This window comes from Mesorhizobium sp. B2-3-4, from assembly GCF_006442315.1.
Taxonomy (GTDB): domain Bacteria; phylum Pseudomonadota; class Alphaproteobacteria; order Rhizobiales; family Rhizobiaceae; genus Mesorhizobium.
Window position 1 is genome coordinate 1 of the sequence record NZ_VFVY01000024.1, and the last position, 18,520, is coordinate 18,520.

Annotated in this window: 14 protein-coding genes and 1 pseudogene; 9 read left to right on the forward strand and 6 right to left on the reverse strand. The window is 64.5% G+C overall.

Annotated elements, in window-relative coordinates:
* The 4 genes and pseudogenes from FJ967_RS28305 to ppa form a co-directional block, all read left to right on the forward strand.
* Positions 1 to 726: pseudogene (locus tag FJ967_RS28305) on the forward strand (YgcG family protein); the annotation flags it as partial.
* Positions 727 to 734: 8 nt separating this feature from the next.
* The gene (locus FJ967_RS28310) at positions 735 to 1,373 is read left to right on the forward strand and encodes a TPM domain-containing protein (protein ID WP_140735609.1); all 639 of its coding nucleotides are present in this window, start codon (positions 735 to 737) and stop codon (positions 1,371 to 1,373) included.
* Positions 1,374 to 1,520: 147 nt separating this feature from the next.
* A complete protein-coding gene (locus FJ967_RS28315) occupies positions 1,521 to 2,027 on the forward strand; it encodes a GNAT family N-acetyltransferase (RefSeq protein ID WP_140735610.1) in 507 nt (168 codons plus the stop codon).
* A 178-nt stretch (positions 2,028 to 2,205) separates the two neighbouring features.
* The gene (gene ppa / locus FJ967_RS28320) at positions 2,206 to 2,739 is read left to right on the forward strand and encodes an inorganic diphosphatase (RefSeq protein ID WP_135900105.1); all 534 of its coding nucleotides are present in this window, start codon (positions 2,206 to 2,208) and stop codon (positions 2,737 to 2,739) included.
* A 9-nt stretch (positions 2,740 to 2,748) separates the two neighbouring features.
* Here the strand turns inward: ppa and FJ967_RS28325 are convergent, their stop codons facing one another.
* Positions 2,749 to 3,342, reverse strand: coding sequence for a hypothetical protein (locus FJ967_RS28325; RefSeq protein ID WP_140735611.1), 594 nt, complete (start codon positions 3,340 to 3,342; stop codon positions 2,749 to 2,751).
* Between the two features lie 44 nt (positions 3,343 to 3,386).
* Positions 3,387 to 4,001, reverse strand: coding sequence for a TetR/AcrR family transcriptional regulator (locus FJ967_RS28330; protein ID WP_140735612.1), 615 nt, complete (start codon positions 3,999 to 4,001; stop codon positions 3,387 to 3,389).
* A 78-nt stretch (positions 4,002 to 4,079) separates the two neighbouring features.
* Here FJ967_RS28330 and FJ967_RS28335 point away from each other — a divergent pair, with 78 nt between their 5' ends.
* Entirely contained in the window at positions 4,080 to 5,363 is a 1,284-nt protein-coding gene (locus FJ967_RS28335) for an MFS transporter (protein ID WP_140735613.1), read from the forward strand.
* Between the two features lie 47 nt (positions 5,364 to 5,410).
* Here FJ967_RS28335 and FJ967_RS28340 read toward each other — a convergent pair whose 3' ends face one another.
* Positions 5,411 to 5,638, reverse strand: coding sequence for a hypothetical protein (locus FJ967_RS28340; RefSeq protein WP_246675421.1), 228 nt, complete (start codon positions 5,636 to 5,638; stop codon positions 5,411 to 5,413).
* Positions 5,639 to 5,888: 250 nt separating this feature from the next.
* Between FJ967_RS28340 and typA the strand changes: the two genes are divergently transcribed.
* Positions 5,889 to 7,718 (forward strand): translational GTPase TypA, encoded by a 1,830-nt coding sequence (typA, locus tag FJ967_RS28345; protein WP_140735615.1) that lies wholly within the window; start codon positions 5,889 to 5,891, stop codon positions 7,716 to 7,718.
* Between the two features lie 58 nt (positions 7,719 to 7,776).
* Here the strand turns inward: typA and FJ967_RS28350 are convergent, their stop codons facing one another.
* Positions 7,777 to 8,403 carry a DUF1062 domain-containing protein gene (locus FJ967_RS28350; RefSeq protein WP_140735616.1) on the reverse strand — a complete coding sequence of 209 codons (627 nt, stop codon included), beginning with the start codon at positions 8,401 to 8,403 and terminating at the stop codon, positions 7,777 to 7,779.
* 403 nt (positions 8,404 to 8,806) lie between these two features.
* Here FJ967_RS28350 and FJ967_RS28355 point away from each other — a divergent pair, with 403 nt between their 5' ends.
* Positions 8,807 to 9,418 (forward strand): LysE family translocator, encoded by a 612-nt coding sequence (locus FJ967_RS28355; RefSeq protein WP_140735617.1) that lies wholly within the window; start codon positions 8,807 to 8,809, stop codon positions 9,416 to 9,418.
* Positions 9,419 to 9,422: 4 nt separating this feature from the next.
* On the opposite strand, the gene FJ967_RS28360 is transcribed toward FJ967_RS28355, so the two are convergent.
* Positions 9,423 to 11,195: an aromatic amino acid ammonia-lyase gene (locus FJ967_RS28360; RefSeq protein WP_246675422.1), complete on the reverse strand. Its 1,773-nt coding sequence runs from the start codon at positions 11,193 to 11,195 to the stop codon at positions 9,423 to 9,425.
* Between the two features lie 187 nt (positions 11,196 to 11,382).
* Entirely contained in the window at positions 11,383 to 11,946 is a 564-nt protein-coding gene (locus FJ967_RS28365) for a peroxidase-related enzyme (RefSeq protein WP_140735619.1), read from the reverse strand.
* Between the two features lie 138 nt (positions 11,947 to 12,084).
* Here FJ967_RS28365 and FJ967_RS28370 point away from each other — a divergent pair, with 138 nt between their 5' ends.
* Both FJ967_RS28370 and FJ967_RS28375 read left to right on the forward strand, forming a co-directional pair.
* Positions 12,085 to 16,875 (forward strand): NAD-glutamate dehydrogenase, encoded by a 4,791-nt coding sequence (locus FJ967_RS28370; protein WP_140735620.1) that lies wholly within the window; start codon positions 12,085 to 12,087, stop codon positions 16,873 to 16,875.
* Between the two features lie 253 nt (positions 16,876 to 17,128).
* On the forward strand, positions 17,129 to 18,508 hold the full coding sequence (locus FJ967_RS28375) for an MFS transporter (RefSeq protein WP_140735621.1): 1,380 nt from the start codon (positions 17,129 to 17,131) through the stop codon (positions 18,506 to 18,508).
* Positions 18,509 to 18,520 lie beyond the last annotated feature (12 nt).

Consider the following 18,520-nt stretch of genomic DNA (forward strand, 5'->3'; position numbering starts at 1 on the left):
CACGGGCCGCGCTGACCCAGAAGCTTGCCGCCTTCGAGGCCAAGGGTTCCGACCAGATCGTCGTCGCCACCATCCCCCAGCCTCGACGGCGAGGAGATCGAGCCTTACGCCAACCGGCTGTTCCGTTTCTGGAAGCTCGGCCAGGCCAAGGAAAACAACGGCGTGCTGCTACTGGTGGCGCCCAACGACCGCAAGATGCGCATCGAGGTCGGCTACGGGCTGGAAGGCACGCTGACCGACCTGCACACCAAGCTGATCATCGAGAACGACATGGTGCCGGCTTTCCGTGCCGGCGATTTCTCCGGCGGCATCTCGAAGGCCGTCGACGACATGGTCATGGTGCTGGAAGGCAACCCGGAGGAATTGGAGGCGCGCGGCAAGCGCAATCCGGCCGACAGCAGCGCGCCCATGGATCCGATCGTCGCGGTTTTCCTGATCCTGTGGGCAACGATGTTCTTCGGCGGCCTGGCGATGGCCTTCCTGCCGCCGATGTTCGGCACAAAACTGTCGCCGGGCGTGTACAGATGGTTGGGCATGACGTTTCGCTATGGCCGCGGGCCGAGCGGCTCATCCGGCACCAGCGGCTGGACGACGGGATCGTCGGGCGGCGGCTGGTCGTCGGGCAGTTCCGGGGGCGGCTGGTCCTCGGGGTCGAGTGGTGGCGGTGGCGGATTCTCGGGCGGCGGCGGTTCGTCCGGTGGTGGCGGTTCTTCAGGAAGCTGGTGAGACAGATCATGGCAACACGACCGATCAGCCCGCAGGATCATGAGCGCATCGCCGCCGCGATCCGGGCCGCCGAGGCGAAAACCGATGGCGAGATCTATTGCGTCGTGGCGCATGCCAGCGACGGCTATTTCGCTCCCGCCGCCATGATGGCGACGCTCGGCATGCTGATCGTCAGCCTTGCCGTCGCCTATGGGCTGGAGGCCTGGTGGCTGACCATCCGGCTGCCGCATTTCGTGCTTGTCCAGTTGCTGGCGCTGGCTTGCGTGCTGGCGCTGCTGTGGGCTCTGCCCGGCCTGCGCATCCATATGGTGCCGCGCCGGTTGCGCTATCAGGCAGCGCACGCCAATGCGATCAAGCAGTTCCTCGCGCGCAACGTCCACCGCACCACGGCGCGCACCGGCGTGCTGATCTTCGTCTCGATCGCCGAGCGTTTCGCCGAGGTGGTCGCCGATTCAGGCATCGACGCCAAGGTCGGCCAGCATGTCTGGGACGGGGTGGTGCGTGACCTTACCGCGCATGCCGGCGACGACCGGCTTGCCGATGGCTTCGTCAAGGCGATCGAGCAGGTCGGGGCGGTGCTTTCAGAGCATTTCCCGCTTACCACGGGCGATACCAACGAGCTGGACGACCATTTGGTCGAGATCTGAGAGGCTGCCCGCGGGGCGGCTCCCGGTCCGGCTCCTTTCCAGGCAGGCTGTCCGATATCGCCGGCGCTGCGATCGGCTGTGAGAAAGCGGTCCGCCGGCCGCCCGGACTCTTGCAATCGGGCGATGCGGGTTTATGGTTAACAAATCATGAATACGCTGACGATCGATATCCGGAAGGCAGACCCGCGCGATGCCGGTGCAATCGCGCAAGTGCATCTGGAGGCCTGGCGCGGCGCCTATAGCGGCATCATTCCGCACCGCACGCTGACATCGATGATCAACCGCCGTGGCACCGACTGGTGGGCGAATGCGATTCGGCGTGCCGCCACAGTGCTGGTGGTCGAGATCGGCGGCACGATCGCCGGCTATGCGACGATCGGCAAGAACCGCGCCAAGGAGCTCAGGCAGCAGGGCGAAATCTACGAATTGTACCTGCGTCCGGAATATCAGGGCATCGGGCTCGGCAGGCGGCTGTTCGCCGCCGCGCGGGCCCGGCTTGCCGACCACGGGCTGAAAGGCATGGTGGTGTGGGCGCTGGAGGACAACCAGAACGCACTCGCCTTCTATGCCGGGGCCGGCGGCCGCGACATTGCCGAAGGGGTCGAGATTTTCGAGCAGAAGGCGCTGAAGAAGGTCGCCTTCGTCTGGGAATGACCTCTGAGGGATAAGCTCAGCGTATCCCTGTGAAATCACGACGCTGAAACATCTTGTGCCGATGATTGAACGCGCCGGACGCCGTCGCGTCCAGCCTTGTGCATGCAAGCACCATTCGCCGCATTGCACCATTTTGCGCCGCCCGCTATCTCCTGCCAATCGAGAGAGGGACAAAGCCATGCGCATCGAAGCCATAGCCACTGGAAAGAATCCGCCTGAGGACGTCAACGTCATCATCGAGGTGCCGATCGGCGGCGAGCCGATCAAGTACGAGATGGACAAGGAGGCCGGCACGCTGTTCGTCGACCGCTTCCTGCACACCTCGATGCGCTACCCCGGCAATTACGGCTTCGTGCCGCACACGCTGTCGGGCGATGGCGACCCGATCGACGTGCTGGTCTGCAACACCCGCGCGCTGGTGCCGGGTTGCGTCATCAACGTCCGGCCGATCGGCGTCCTGATCATGGAAGACAATGCCGGCCAGGACGAGAAGGTCATCGCGGTGCCGTCACCGAAGCTGACCTTGCGCTACGAGAACGTCACCGAATACACCCACCTGCCCGAGATCACGCGCCAGCAGGTGCAGCACTTCTTCGAGCACTACAAGGATCTCGAGCCCGGCAAATGGGTCAAGATCGAGGGCTGGCACGATTCCAAATACGCCAAGAAGATGATCATGGACGCGGTCGATCGGGCGAAGGCCAGCAAATAGCCTAGGCGCTCAGTTGTCGACCCGGCCGAAAGCCGGCACGTTGCCGATCACCATGCGCTTGTCCTTGCCGCAGACGAAGCTTTTGGCCTTCTCATCGGCGATCTTGCGTGCCTGATCGTTGGCGGCGGGGTTGCCGGTGGCCAGAACCAGGCCGACGGTGCAGCCTTCACGGGCGTCCATCTGGGCGACCTTGGCGACGAGCAGAACCTCGGTCTGGCTGGTCCCGTCCTCGGGATTGCTGATCGAGCGGCGGTGGATGACCGCGAACGGCACGGCTTTGTCGCCTGACGTTTCGATGCGCCATTCGACCTTGGCCGCCGACGAGTTGAAGCCCGAAAAGCTCTCCCAGGCCGACGTCATGTCGCCGCCGGGCGGAAAACCGTAGAACAGCGATTCACGGGCATCGTCATAGCCGATCAGCACGGGATAGCCGCGATAGCCCGAGCAGGCGAGATCGGCCCAGTCGCCATCGCCCTCTTGCGCCTGCGCATAGGTCACGCAGTCTTTCTTGGAGTCGAGGTCGGTGTAGGCGCTGGATATCTCACCGGCATGCGCCGCCTGGCAGAGGCCGGCGAGGGTGAGCGGAATCAACAGGCTGCGCATCGCGGACGTCTCCGTTGGAGGTCGTCCCAGCCTATCGCCAATGGCTATTTCTTCAAGCTCGCTTCGATCAGCAGGTCGGCGTTGAGCGCCACCGACCGCGCGGGCCCGCCGAGGCCGAACAACTGGCCGCTGATATAGGCGCCTTCGATGAGCAGCAGCAGCCCGTCGCCCAGCGTGTCGGCGTCGGCGGCGCCCATCGCGGCGGCCAGGGCACGCAGCCGGCGGCGCAGTTCCTGTTTGTTGTCTTCGCTCACCACGCGCGCCGGATGGCCGCGCTCGGGGTATTCGACCGCCGCATTGGTCATGCCGCAGCCGCGATAATCGGGTTGCTGGGTGCGCTTGCCGATGCGGGTCAGGAAGGCGCGGATCTGTGCGCGGGGATCGCCCGGATGCGCGTCCACGGCTTCATCGAAGCGCTGCCAGAACTCCAGATCGTATCGCCTGAGATAGGAAGCGGCCAGTTCGTCCTTGGAAGGAAAACTGCGGTAGAGACTGGGCTTGGTGACGCCGGCGCGCCTGACGATCTCGTCGACGCCGATCGCCCTGATGCCTTCGCGATAGAAAAGGTCGCGTGCCACATCGAGGATCTTGTCGGCTGCCTTCGGAGGCGAGGCAGGGGCCCCGCTCAGCGACGCTTCAATATTTTTGTCCGATGACATTCAAGGAACTCGCTTGACAATGTTACTGACCGGTACGTATGTGTGGCGTCATTCCATTGCAACGTACCGGTCAGTAACATGGTAGCTCAATCACGTCCCTTTGGCCAGCGCTACGCATTCGTCGTGGTCGGCGTCATCTTCCTCTGCCTGCTGGTCGCGGCCGGCCTGCGCTCCGCTCCGGCCGTCATCATGCTGCCGCTCGAAAACAGCTTTGGCTGGCGGCGCGATGTCATTTCGCTGGCCGCGGGCGTCGGCATCCTGCTCTATGGCCTGACCGGTCCGTTCGCCGCCGCGCTGATGGAGCGCATCGGACTGCGCCGCACGGTGATCGCCTCGCTCGTGGTGATGTCGGGCTCGACCGCGCTCAGCCTCCTGATGACCAAGCCCTGGCATCTGTTCATCACCTGGGGCGTGTTTTCCGGCATCGGTTCGGGCGCCGTCGCCAGCGTGCTCGGCGCCACCATCGTCAACCGCTGGTTCAAGACCAATCGCGGCCTGGTCATGGGGCTGATGTCGGCCTCCAGCGCCTCGGGCATGCTGGTGTTCCTCCCGTTGATCGCCGCTTTGGCGCAGTCTGGCGGATGGCAGCCGGTGGTCATCGCGGTTTCCATCTCCACCGCCGCCCTGGTTCCGCTGGTCTGGCTGCTGGTGCCCGAGCGTCCGGCCTCCATCGGCATGGTGCGCTACGGCGCCGCGGCCGACGACGTGCCGCCGGTCTCGCCGGCCTCGCAAGGCAATTTCCTGGCGCATACGCTGAACACGCTGCGCCGCGCCGCCGGTACGCGCGTATTCTGGTATCTGTTCGCCACCTTCTTCGTCTGCGGCTTCACCACCAATGGCCTTGTCGGCACGCATCTGATCGCGTTTTGCGGCGACATGGGCATCGGCGAGGTGCAGGCCGCCGGGCTGCTGTCGATGATGGGCATTTTCGACCTGATCGGCACGACGCTGTCCGGCTGGCTCACCGACCGTTTCGATCCGCGCAAGCTGCTCGGCGTCTACTATGCGGTGCGCGGCCTGTCGCTGATCTATCTGCCCTATTCCGGCTTTTCGGCAACCAGCCTGATCATCTTTGCCGTGCTCTATGGCCTCGACTGGATCGCCACGGTGCCGCCGACGCTGCGCCTCGCCAACGAGGCGTTCGGCGACCGTAGCGGGCCGATCGTGTTCGGCTGGATCGTCGCCGGGCACCAGGTTGGTGCCGCCGCTGCCGCCGCCTTCGGCGGCACCATGCGCGAACTGCAGGGCAATTACGAACTGGCCTTCATGATTGCCGGCATGACGGCGATCGCCGCGGCCTGTATCTCGCTTCTGATCAACACCAGCCGGCCGGCTTTCGACCCCGAACCCCAGGCTGCTTGAAGCGCGACGGCTCAACAACGAAAAGGTTTTCTGAGGATGCCGCGGGATCAGTCGGGGTAGCAGACCATCGGAATATTGGGCCAAACCGCCGTATCGCAGTTGGCGCTGGCCTGTCTCTGCTTGAAGGCTGTGCTCACCGGCCCGGTCACCACCGGGTCGACGCCGTCGGGCGCGTCGGCGTAAACCTGCTGTGCCGATACCGCGTCGGCCGGCAGGACAGGCCGCGCTTCATTCAGCGTCGCGGCCGACTGCGCGGCGTTGGCCGCCAGCAGCATGGCAAAAGCCGCGGAAGCGATAAGCGGCCAAAATCGGTTGAGTCTATCGGTCATGACGGTCGAACTGCCCGGGCCTCGAAAGGTTCCCGCCTTGGTTAACAAAATCATTTCACACCGAGACCGTTAAGATTTGATGAGTATTTGGTGTCGCGCCTCCCCTTTCGCAACTGCGAAAAACCCTGTATGAGCCGCGCAACCGAAAGAGGCAGCGCCTTTGGCCTGCTGCCTGCAACGCTTCCGAGACCAGACCATGAACCTCCGCAATATCGCGATCATCGCGCACGTCGACCATGGAAAGACCACCCTGGTCGACCAGCTTTTGAAACAATCCGGCTCCTTCCGCGACAACCAGCGCGTCGCCGAGCGCGCCATGGATTCCAACGACCTCGAAAAGGAACGCGGCATCACCATTCTTGCCAAGGCGACCTCGGTCGACTGGAAGGATACCCGCATCAACATCGTCGACACGCCCGGTCACGCCGATTTCGGCGGTGAGGTCGAGCGCATCCTGTCGATGGTGGATTCGGCCATCGTGCTGGTCGATGCCGCCGAAGGGCCGATGCCGCAGACCAAGTTCGTCGTCGGCAAGGCGCTCAAGGTCGGCCTGAAGCCGATCGTCGTCATCAACAAGATCGACCGGCCGGACGCGCGCCATGTCGAGGTGGTCAACGAGGTGTTCGACCTGTTCGCCGCGCTCGACGCCACCGACGAGCAGCTCGATTTCCCGATCCTGTATGGTTCGGGCCGCGACGGCTGGGTGTCTGAAAACCCCGAAGGCCCCAAGGACCAGCAGCTCGCGCCACTGTTCGACCTCATCGTCAAGCATGTGCCGGCGCCGACCGTTCATCCCGGCCCGTTCCGCATGATCGGCACCATCCTGGAGGCCAACCCGTTCCTCGGCCGCATCATCACCGGCCGCATCGAGAGCGGCACGCTGAAGGCCAACCAGGCCGTCAAGGTGCTGCACCATGACGGCACCCAGATCGAAACCGGCCGCGTCTCCAAGATCCTCGCTTTCCGCGGCCTCGAGCGGCAGCCGATCGACGAGGCGCAGGCGGGCGACATCGTCGCCATCGCCGGCCTGTCCAAGGGCACCGTCGCCGACACGTTCTGCGACCCGGCGGTGAGCGAACCGCTGCATGCGCAGCCGATCGATCCGCCGACGGTGACGATGTCGTTCCTGGTCAATGACAGCCCGCTCGCCGGCACCGAAGGCGACAAGGTGACGAGCCGCGTCATTCGCGACCGCCTGTTGCGCGAGGCTGAAGGCAATGTCGCGCTGAAGATCGAGGAATCGCCGGAGAAGGATTCGTTCTTCGTCTCGGGCCGCGGCGAATTGCAGCTCGCCGTCCTGATCGAGACCATGCGCCGCGAAGGCTTCGAGATCGCCGTGTCGCGTCCGCGCGTCGTCATGCAGAAGGGCGAGAACGGCGAATTGCTGGAGCCGGTCGAGGAAGTCGTCATCGACGTCGACGAGGAGCATGCCGGCGTCGTCGTGCAGAAAATGTCGGAACGCAAGGCCGAGATGGTCGAGCTGCGTCCCTCCGGCGGCAATCGCCAGCGGCTGGTCTTCCATGCCCCGACGCGCGGCCTGATCGGTTACCAGTCGGAACTGTTGACCGACACGCGCGGCACCGCAGTGATGAACCGGCTGTTTCATGCCTACGAGCCCTACAAGGGCGAACTGGCCGGCCGCACCAATGGCGTTCTGATCTCCAACGAGCAGGGCGAGTCCGTTGCCTACGCCATGTGGAACCTGGAAGACCGTGGCCCGATGGTCATCGATCCCGGCGTCAAGGTCTATCAGGGCATGATCATCGGCATCCACTCCAGGGACAACGACCTCGAAGTCAACGTGCTGAAGGGCAAGAAGCTGACCAACATCCGTGCCGCCGGCAAGGACGAGGCGGTCAAGCTCACCCCGCCGATCCGCATGACACTGGAACGCGCGCTGGCCTGGATCCAGGACGACGAGCTGGTCGAGGTAACGCCCAAGACCATCCGCCTGCGCAAGCTCTATCTCGACCCCAACGAGCGCAAGCGCTTCGAGAAGTCGTCCAAGGCGGTCGGCGCCGCGTAATTTTATCTTCTTCGGATTGAGGAGGGGCGGGGCACATCGGTGCCTCGCCCCTTCTCATTTATCCTCCGGCGGCCAGCATGATGGCCTGACGATCCGGTTCGCCGGCAAGATCGATGCGGAGCGTCGTCCCCTCACGGGCAGGCTTGCGGAGGGCTTTGCTTCCCTCGGGGTCAACGACCAGCAAACGTCGCTCCTCCAGCGCCTGGAGCCGTGATCGCGAAATACCGAGCTCGCCGGCCAGCAAGCGGTCGAGCCGGAGCGCTGTCGGCATGTCGAGCCCAAGCCGCAATTCCAGTGCCGTGGCGGCGTCATTGGCCTCGCCGGTCACCTGCTTGCGCACGGCGACCTCCGAAAACTCCTCGACGCGCCCCACATGGTTGCGCAGGGCTGTGATGTCGAAGGCGTGGCGCCGTGCCAGACCCGGATCGTTGCTTTCAAGCGCCGCCAGCAGCGCCGGCTCGATGTCGCGGCGGTTGCAGCGCTCGAAAATGCCGAAATTCCAGGAATTGTCGCAGTCGATGCAGCGATAGATCAACCAGACGTCTATGCGCTTGCCATTGGCGTTGACGCGGAATTTCCCGCTGCAGCGATAGGCTTTCAGGGTGCCGCAGCGATTGCAGTTGATCAGCGGGCGTGGTGTGATTTCAGGCGCGATCGTCCACTGGACGCGCAGGATGGAAGACATGCCGGGTAGGTCCTTCCCGTCGGGAAGTTCATCCGGTCAGCGATGTCGAGATGCCCTTGCGGGCGCGGCGTGGCGAGTGGCTGCGAAAATCGTGAAGTCTAATGTTGCTGGCGGAAAGCCGAGCGACAGCGGTTCAGCGGTGCCAAACCGGTCTCGAACCGCCGCCCAGAGGAACACATGAAAAACGAAACAGGCACTGCTGATGCGGTGCCATGCAAATGTGTCGGGGGAGTTGACGAGACCGGCAGTTACTGAGGCAAAGTGAAGCTCGAAATTGTTTCGCGGCGGCTCTTCTAGCGGCGTGACGCCGCGCCGACAAGCGTCTTTTTGTCGGCGCTACCGCTGCCGGGCCGCTTGCGCTAATGTCCTGCTTTCCAAGGCTGTCCAGACAGAGACCCGCGCCATGCACGTCACCTCATTGCTGATCTTCGCCGCTGCCTTGTTCGTGGCCGCCGGTTCGCCCGGCCCATCGATCGCCGCACTTGTCGCGCGCGTCATCTCGAAAGGGTTTCGCGATGTGTTTCCATTCCTGCTCGCCATGTGGATCGGCGAGGGCATCTGGCTGTCGCTGGCGGTGTTCGGCCTCGCCGTGGTGGCGCAGACCTTCCATCTCGCTTTCGTCATCGTGAAATGGATCGGCGTCGCCTATCTCGCCTACCTCGCCTGGAAGATGTGGACGGCGCCGGTCGACGCCAGGGAAGGCGAGATGCCGCGTGAGGATTCGCCGGCAAAGCTTTTCTTCGCCGGGATGGCCGTCACGCTCGGCAATCCCAAGATCATGATGTTCTATCTGGCGCTTTTGCCGACGATCATCGACCTCGCTTCGGTCAGTCTCGTCGGCTGGGTGGAGCTAACGGCGACCATGGCGGTCGTGCTGATCGCCATCGACCTTGCCTGGGTACTCGCCGCCTCGCAGGCGCGCAAGCTGCTCAGGAGCAAACGCGCCATGAAGATCGCCAACCGCATCAGCGCCACGACTATGGCCGGTGCGGCGGCGGCCATCGCGGCGCGTTAAAAGCCTATTTCGGCAGGACTCCGGCCGCCGGCATGGCGGCAGCCGGCGGCGTCTGCGGTCCGCCGGAATAGAATTTCGAGGCGGGGTTCTCCTGCATGAAATCATAGGCAACCATGCCGAGCGGCCGTTTTTGCCGATCCGATGCAGCCTGATGCCAGGGAATGACCTGGCGCAGCGCCTCCAGCGCGGCCGTCGGCGCCTCGCCGAATTTGCGCTGCGGGTTCTGCGCCTTGCGGATTTCCATCCAGTAGCTCGCTGTCAACAGGTCCTGCGCCAAGAGATGAAAGGAGACGTCGACCGCCTCGCGGGCGCGTTGCGTCTTGATGCGGGTCTGCGCTTCCAGATCCTCGACGGTGGCCACGATTGCCTGGCCGTTCGGCGTCACCGGCGTGCCCAGGTCCGCCAGTTCCTGCCAGAGATCCGTCGGCAGATAGCCATCGAAGGTCGGGATGTCCTTGCGCTCTTCCGGCTTCAGCACATCGGCCGGCTTGACCACGGTGAAGAAGGGATTGCGGAAGCGCTCGATGCGCTGCGCCACCGCGACACCGAGATTGGTGAGCGAGATGGTGAAGGCCTCGACCTGATTGGCCATCGGATAGGGGTCCCAATTGGCGTTGGAGAAGATGTAGCCGGACTTGCCGTTACTCAGCGGTCCGCCCTTGATGTAGTATTTCATGAATTGCGGCGTGCTCAGCTCCGGCGCGCTCTGCGGCGTCAGGCCCGGCAGCACGGCCGGGTTGTGATCCGATGAATTGATGGAGAGCAGCACGGATTGGCGCAGATCCGCCCAGGCCTGCCAGGCCGAGCCCTGGCGCTGGCTGGAGGCACGCATGCTTTCGGGATCCTGGATGATGCGAGCCGGATCCTCGTCGAAGAGATAGCTGCCCTTGATCATGTCCATGATCCTCGCCGCGTCCCATGTCAGCCAGGGATAAGGCCGCATGGATTGCACCGGCACGGAAATCGGCGTTACGCTCGAATTCATGCCGTTCAGCCCCATGGCGTAGCTGAGGTCGGTCCATTCCAGCAGTTTTCTGGCGTCTTCCAGCAAAAGCACCGCCTGCGCCTGCGCGTAGGCGTTGGTGCTGATCAGCGCCGCCTGGTCGGCGGCGAACGGTTCGAGCGGCTTCAGCCCGGCCTGCGACAGGGCCTGCGAGGCCGGCATGCGAACGCCGTCGAGATAGGCCTCGCCCTCGCCGACCATGGCCGCGCCGATATTGCCGAGCGTCGCGAGGTCGCCTTCGCCGAGCGTGCCGCGCGATTGCACCACCGGCGTCACCCGCTTGTTCAGCATGTCGAGCAGCATATGCGTCAGCTGCGGGCTGGCGGCTTCATAGGACATCGTGTTGGCGCGGATCGCCATGATCGCGCGTACCAGCGCTTCCTCCTGCAGTTCCGGCCCATAACCCCGGTTGACGCCGCCCTTGAAGCGGGCGAGCTGCTGCTCCTTGAGCAGCTTGGTGTTTTCGGGCGTCGTCGGATCGCCCGAGAAGATCACCGTTTCACGCTGGTCGCCGGCGCCACGGTTGAACCAGTAGATCGTGACGCCTTCGGCGGCGCCTTCGAGCAGCAGGCCATAGGCATCCGCCGAGCGCTGCAGTGCTTCCGGGCTGAGCTCGACCTTGGCGCCGTTGCGGGCGATGTCGACGACCTGTTCGACTGTCAGATCATGACCGGTCAGCGTTATTGTCTTGGTCGCCGCCGTCTCGAAAATGGGCTGGTAGGTGGTCGCCGCCTCGAAGGCACGTGCGGCTGGAGCGCCAAGCGCCAACGTCATCGTCAGGGCGCAAAGAAGGATTCCGGATCTGGCAACTCGCTCAAGCATAAGGGCTCCCGTTCTCGAAGCCTTGGCTTCGGGCTTGAAGTTCACCCCTCGGAAATTTTGTTTCCCGGAAAACTAGCTGGCGGCGCCCGCCTGTCAACGCCTGACGAGAACGAGGACCGATGGTGGGCCGCACGTGGCCCTATCGCGCCATGGCGTGGTATTCGTCGTTCGGCCGCATGTCGATCGCGGCAGCCACCCGGTTCGACATGTTGAAGAAGGCCGCGGTCGAGGCGATGTCCCAGATGTCGCGGTCGCTGAAGCCCGCCTGGCGCAGGCTAGCGCGGTCGGCCTCGACAATTTTGGCCGGCTCCTCGGTCAGCTTGACGGCGAATTCGAGCATCGCCGTTTGCTTCGGCGAAAGGTCGGCGGCACGGAAGTTCATCACCATCATCTCGCCAAGCGCTGGCTCGCCCGAGAGCTGGCGAACCGCGGCGCCATGCGCGGTCAAGCAATAGTAGCAATGGTTGATCGAGGAGACGGCGACGGCGATCATCTCGCGCTCCAGCTTCGACAGGCCGGATTCGCCCAGCATCAGATCATTGTACATGTCGGTGAAGGCGCGCAGCTTCTTGTCGTCGAAGGCATAGGCCCTGAGCACGTTGGGAACGAGGCCGAGCTTCTCCTCGCATTTGGCGAAATAGGTTTTAGTCGGCTCGCTCAGCTCTCCCGAGGCCAGGTCGAGCGCGGTGATTTTGCCGGTCATTGCGTCATTTCTCCTCGTCAGGCGATGCCTTGCCGCCGAATTCCGATAATTCTTGGCAAGCCGTCAAACCTTTGTCGCCAAACGGCGGTCATCTGCTACCATAGTCGCAAAAGCATACGACGGGAGGGAAGAAGCGTCATGGCCAGCGTGAAATCCGCAGCGAAGCCGAAGAAAAAAGCCACATCAGCGACAAAGACCGAGGAAAAGCCGGCCAGGCTCGCCGATTATCTGCTGGCCCGTGCGCCGGCGGAAGATATCGCCGCCTATGACGTTGCCGATCTCGAACGCGCAGCCGATCTCGCCGGCCGGGCGGTCGCCGGTCACAAGAAGGGTGAGTGCGTCGTCGCCGTCGAAACCGATTCGGGCGTCGTTCGCGAAGGCCGCCCGGTGACGGTCATCACGGTCGTCAACGACAACATGCCGTTCCTGTTCGATTCCATCCTCGGCGAGGTCACCGAGACATCAGGGGAACCGACACTGGTCACCCATCCCGTGATCACGGTTCGCCATGGCAAGAAGGGTGTGGACGAGATCCTCGGCGACGGCAATTTCGCCAAGGACGACGGCAGCCACGACCGGCTGAGTGTGATTCATGTCCATATTCCCCGGCTGACGCCGGAGCAGGCAACCGGCTTGACCGAGCGGCTGCGCAAGATGCTTGGCCAGGTGCATGCCGCGGTCAACGACTGGCGGCCTATGCTGGCCCGGCTCGATCAGGCCATCTCCGAATTCCGCTATTCGGCGGTGCCGCTCGACAAGAAAAGCGTCGCCGAGGCCATCGCCTTCCTGGAATGGCTGCGCGACGACAATTTCACCTTCCTCGGCATGCGGGAATTCAAATACACCGGCGGCGAGGAAAGCGGCAATCTGGAGCGTGCCGAAAAGCCCGGCCTCGGCATCCTGACCGACCCGGACGTGCTGGTCCTGAGGCGTGGCACCGAGGCCGTGACGACGACACCGGAAATCCGCGCGTTCCTGCACGGTCCGGAGCCGCTGATCGTCACCAAGGCCAATGCCAAGTCGCTGGTGCACCGGCGCATCTATCTCGACTATATCGGCGTCAAGACCTACACCGCCAAGGGCGCTTTGGCAGGCGAACTGCGCATCGTCGGCCTGTTCACCTCGACCGCCTACACGCGCTCGGTGATGAAGATCCCGTATCTCCGGTCCAAGGCCGAAACCATCATCGCCAAGTCCGGCTTCGACCGCCACGATCACTCCGGCAAGGCGCTGATCAACGTGCTGGAAAGCTACCCGCGCGACGAGTTGTTCCAGGTGCCGGTGCCGATCCTGCGCAAGCATGCAGCGGCCATTCTCGGCCTGATCGAGCGGCCACGCGTGCGGGCGCTGGTGCGCGCCGACCAGTTCGACCGTTTCGTCTCGATCCTCGTCTTCGTGCCGCGCGACCGTTATGACAGCGTCGTGCGCGAGAAGATCGGCACCTATCTGAAAACCGTGTTCGAGGGCCGGCTTTCGGCCTACTATCCGGCCTTCCCCGAGGGCGGGCTGGCACGCGTGCACTTCATCATCGGACGCTCCGGTGGCAAGACGCCGAAGGTCGAGCAGGCGACGATCGAAGCGGCGATCCGCGACATCGTGCGCACCTGGGAGGATGCCCTTGCCGATGCGGCCGATGCCGATGGCGGCGACCAGGCGTTGAAGGCGATCGCCGCGCGGCTGCCGGAAAGCTACCGTGACTCGTTCAGCGCGGCGGTGGCGCTGACCGACGCCGGGCGCATCGCCAAAATCAGCGCCGAGAATCCGATCGCCATCGACTATTATCGCCATGCCGAGCAGAAGCCGCACCAGGCGGCGCTGAAAATCTATCACCATGGCAGCCCGGTGGCGCTGTCGCGGCGCGTGCCGGTGCTGGAGAATATCGGTTTCCGCGTCATCAGCGAGCGTACGTTCGAGGTCGGCGACGAGCAGTCCGGTCTTGTCTTCATCCACGACATGGAACTGGAGAACAGCTACGGCAAGCCGATCGATCTCGCCGATGGCGGCGCGCTGTTCGAGGACGCGTTCCTGTCGGTGTGGCGCGGCGATGTCGACAATGACGGCTATAACGGCCTTGCCCAGACCGCTGGCCTGTGGTCGGGCGAGATCACCATCCTGCGCGCCTATGGCCGCTATCTGCAGCAGGTCGGCATTCCGCAGAGCCAGGACTTCATCGCCGCCGCGCTCAACCGCTATCCCGAGATCGCGCGGGGCCTGCACGACCTGTTCATCGCCAGGCTCGGCCCGACGGCGGAAGGCGAGGGCGTGGTGGCGGCAAAGCACCTCAAGGCCAAGATCAAGGATGCGCTGGAAGATGTGCCCAACATCGATGACGACACCATCATCCGGCGCTATCTGAACCTGATCGAAGCCTCGCTGCGCACCAATCATTTCGTTGCCGATACGAAGGCGAAAGGCCAGTCGCTGGCGATCAAGCTCGAGTCGCAGGCGGTCGAGGGACTGCCGGCGCCCCGGCCATGGCGGGAAATCTTCGTCTACGGTTCTGAGGTCGAGGGCCTGCACCTGCGCTTCGGTCCGGTGGCGCGCGGCGGCCTGCGCTGGTCGGATCGCGCCCAGGACTACCGCACCGAGGTGCTCGGCCTGGTCAAGGCGCAGCAGGTCAAGAACGCCGTCATCGTGCCTGTCGGCGCCAAGGGCGGCTTCTATCCCAAGAAGCTGCCGATGAGCGCCGGCCGCGACGCGATCTTCGAGGCCGGAACCTCGGCCTACAAGAACTTCGTCTCCAGCCTGTTGTCGATCACCGACAATATCGGGCTCGACGGTGTCATCCCGCCGGCCGGCGTCGTGCGCCGCGACCCCGACGATCCCTATTTCGTCGTCGCCGCCGACAAGGGCACGGCAACTTTCTCCGACACCGCCAATGCGATCTCGGAGAAGCATGGCTTCTGGCTCGACGACGCTTTCGCCAGCGGCGGCTCGGCCGGCTACGACCACAAGAAGATGGGCATCACAGCCAAGGGCGCGTGGGAAGCGGTCAAGCGGCATTTCCGCGAGATGAACCGCGACATCCAGACCTCGCCCTTCACCGTCGTCGGCGTCGGCGACATGTCGGGCGACGTGTTCGGCAACGGCATGCTGTTGTCGCCGAAGACGAGGCTCATCGCCGCCTTCGACCATCGCGACATCTTCATCGACCCGGATCCGGACATGACGGCCTCGATGGCCGAGCGCCAGCGCATGTTCGCGCTGCCGCGGTCGAGCTGGCAGGACTATGACAAGACCAAGCTGTCGGAAGGCGGCATCATCGTCTCGCGCGCCCAGAAATCAATCACCTTGCCGGCCGCGGCGGCCGCCGCGATCGGCCTTGCCAAGACGACCGCCACCCCGGTCGAGATCATGACCGCCATTCTCAAGGCGCCGGTCGACCTTTTGTGGTTCGGCGGCATCGGCACGTATCTGAGGGCATCGGGTGAAACCAACGCCGAGGTCGGCGACCGCGCCAACGATGCCATCCGCATCACTGCGCTCGACGTGCGCGCCAAGGTGATCGGCGAGGGCGCCAATCTGGGCGTCACGCAGCGGGCGCGCATCGAGTTCGGCATGAATGGCGGGCGCTGTAACTCCGACGCCATCGACAATTCGGGCGGCGTCAACTGCTCCGACGTCGAGGTCAACATCAAGATCGCGCTGGCGTCGGCCATGCGCAAGGGGTCGTTGACGCGTCCAGCGCGCAACAAGCTGCTGGCCGAGATGACCGACGAGGTCGGCGGCCTGGTGCTGTCCAACAACTACCAGCAGACGCTGGCACTTTCGATCGCCCGCAAACGCGGCCTTGCCGACATCGCGCACCAGGCCCGCTTCATGTCGGCGCTGGAAGCTCGCGGCCTGCTCGACCGCGTGGTCGAGACGCTGCCGTCGCCGGCAGCGCTTGCCGAGCGCGAGGCGCGCGGCGAGCCGCTGACCCGGGCCGAGCTCGGCGTGCTGCTGGCCTATGCCAAGATCGTGCTGTTTTCCGACATCGTCGCCAGCGACGTGCCGGACGATGCGCATTTCGACCGTGACCTGATGGGCTATTTCCCGGACCGGATGGCGAAGAAATACGCCACCGAAATCCATGGCCACCGGCTGCGCCGCGAGATCATCGCCCGCGTCGTCGCCAATGATCTGGTCAATCGCGGCGGGCCGTCCTTCGTCAACCGGCTGCAGGAGGCGACGGGCCGCACCGCCGCGGACGTGGTGCGCACCTTTGCGGTGGTGCGTGACGGCTTCGCGCTGCCGGCGCTCTACCGCGAGATCGACGCGCTCGACAACCAGATCGACGGCCAGGTGCAGCTCGATCTCTACCAGCTGGTAAGCCGGCTCATCTATATGAGCAGCGGCTGGTACCTGAAGAACGATGCCGGCGCCGCGCCGCTCAGCGAGCGCATCGCCGAACTTCAGGAGGCGCGCAAGGCGCTGGAGCCCAAACTCGCCTCGCTGCTGCCGGCCTTCTCGCGCGAGCGGATCGAGGAGAAGCGGCACGGGCTGTTCAAGGCGGGTACGCCGGAAAAGCTGGCCGAGCAACTGGCGATGAGCGAGGTGGCCGAACTCATTCCCGACATCGCGCTGACAGCGCGTACCGCGGGCGCCGACATCGTCGCCGCGGCACGAGCGTTCTTCGCCGTCAGCGATGCTTTCCGCATCCCGCGTGTCGAGGACGCGGCGCGCTCGATCACGCCATCGGATTATTATGATCAACTCGCCTTGTCCCGCGCCACCGACACGATCGGCGCGGCGCGGCGCGGCATCGCGGTGGCGGCGCTCACCGGCCATGCCAACGCGGCCGATCCGGTGTCGGCGTGGCTCGAAGCCGGCGGCGAGCGGGTGGCGCGCATCCGCGAGCGGCTGCAGGCGCTGACCGAGGGCGGCGACATCACCGTGTCGCGGCTGTCGGTCGCGTCGGGGCTGATGAGCGACCTGACGGGGATGTGAGGAACTCTTGCTGGGGTTGGCGCGGCCGCTCATCCGGCTGGCGCCGCCTTCTTCCCGTATAGTGACGGGGGAAGCGAGCTGAGGCAAAGGTTCGCGCCCTTCATCTCCCGCCTCCGGAGCGAGATGAAGGGAGCCTTGGCTTTCGGCTGGACACCGGCAGTCCGGTCGGGGCGGCACGAACCCTTGCCAGTTTGCATGCTCATGAAAAACATGCAGACATGACGCCGGACGCGGGTGGGCCGAGGGAATCAGCATGGCGGCGGTAGAGACAGTGCAGCGTGCCTCGGGGCGCGGCATATGGGGGTGGATGTTCTTCGACTGGGCGGCGCAGCCGTTCTTCACGGTCGTCACCACCTTCATCTTCGGGCCCTATTTCGTCTCGCGCATGGCCAGCGATCCAACCACCGGCCAGGCGGCCTGGGGCTATGGCATTGCCGCCGCGGGGCTGGTCATCGCCATTCTTTCTCCCGTGCTCGGCTCGATCGCCGACCAGACCGGCCCGCGCAAGCCGTGGATCGCCTTCTTCGCGACGATCAAGATCGTGAGCCTCAGCCTGCTGTGGTTCGCCGCGCCCGGTTCGAACCTGTTCCTGGTCGTGCTGTTCTTCTCGCTGGCTTCGGTGGCAGCCGAGTTCTCGACAGTGTTCAACGATTCCATGATGCCGCGCCTGGTGCCGAAGGCTGAGATCGGCAGGATCTCCAACATGGCCTGGGGGCTTGGCTATCTCGGCGGCATGATAGCGCTGATCTTCGTCGTCCTGTTCCTGGCCGGCAATCTGGAGACCGGCAAGACGCTTATCGGTCTCGACCCGCTGTTCGGGCTCGATCCGAAGCTCGGCGAGGACGCGCGTTTCACCGGACCGATGTCGGCTGGCTGGTACTTCCTGTTCATCCTGCCGATGTTCTTCTTTACGCCCGACGCCATCAAGGGCATCCCGATCGGGCCAGCGGTGCGCGAAGGCCTTTCGGAGCTGAAATCGACGCTTGCCGAGGTGCGCAGGCGCAGCGGCATCTTCCGCTTCCTGGTCGCCCGCATGATCTATCAGGACGGGGTCAATGCGCTGCTGGCGCTGGGCGGGACCTTCGCCGCCGGCATGTTCCACTGGTCGATCACCGAGATCGGCATGTTCGGCATCATCCTCAACGTCGTCGCCATCTTCGGCTGCTGGATCGCCGCGCGCCTCGATACGGCGCTGGGCTCCAAGGCGGTGGTGATGATTTCGCTGGTCATGCTGTCGGTCGCCACCATCGGTGTCGTCTCGACCGGTCCGGGCTTCACGCTGCTCGGCCTCGTCCAGCTTTCGACAGCCGATTCAGGCGGCCTGTTCGGCACGGCGGCCGAGAAAGCCTACATCATGTACGGCCTGCTGATCGGCCTGGCTTTCGGCCCGGTGCAGGCCTCGTCGCGCTCCTACATGGCGCGCAGCGTCACGGCCGCGGAATCGGGCCGCTATTTCGGCATCTATGCGCTGGCCGGGCGGGCAACGAGTTTTCTGGCGCCGTTCATGGTGGCGACGATTACCGCCACCAGCGGCTCGGCACGGCTCGGCATGGCGGCGATTATTCTGTTCCTGGCGATCGGCATGGCGATCTTGGTCAGGACGCCTTATCCAGCAGATCGGCCCGCGGAGTAGCAGCTTTGCCTT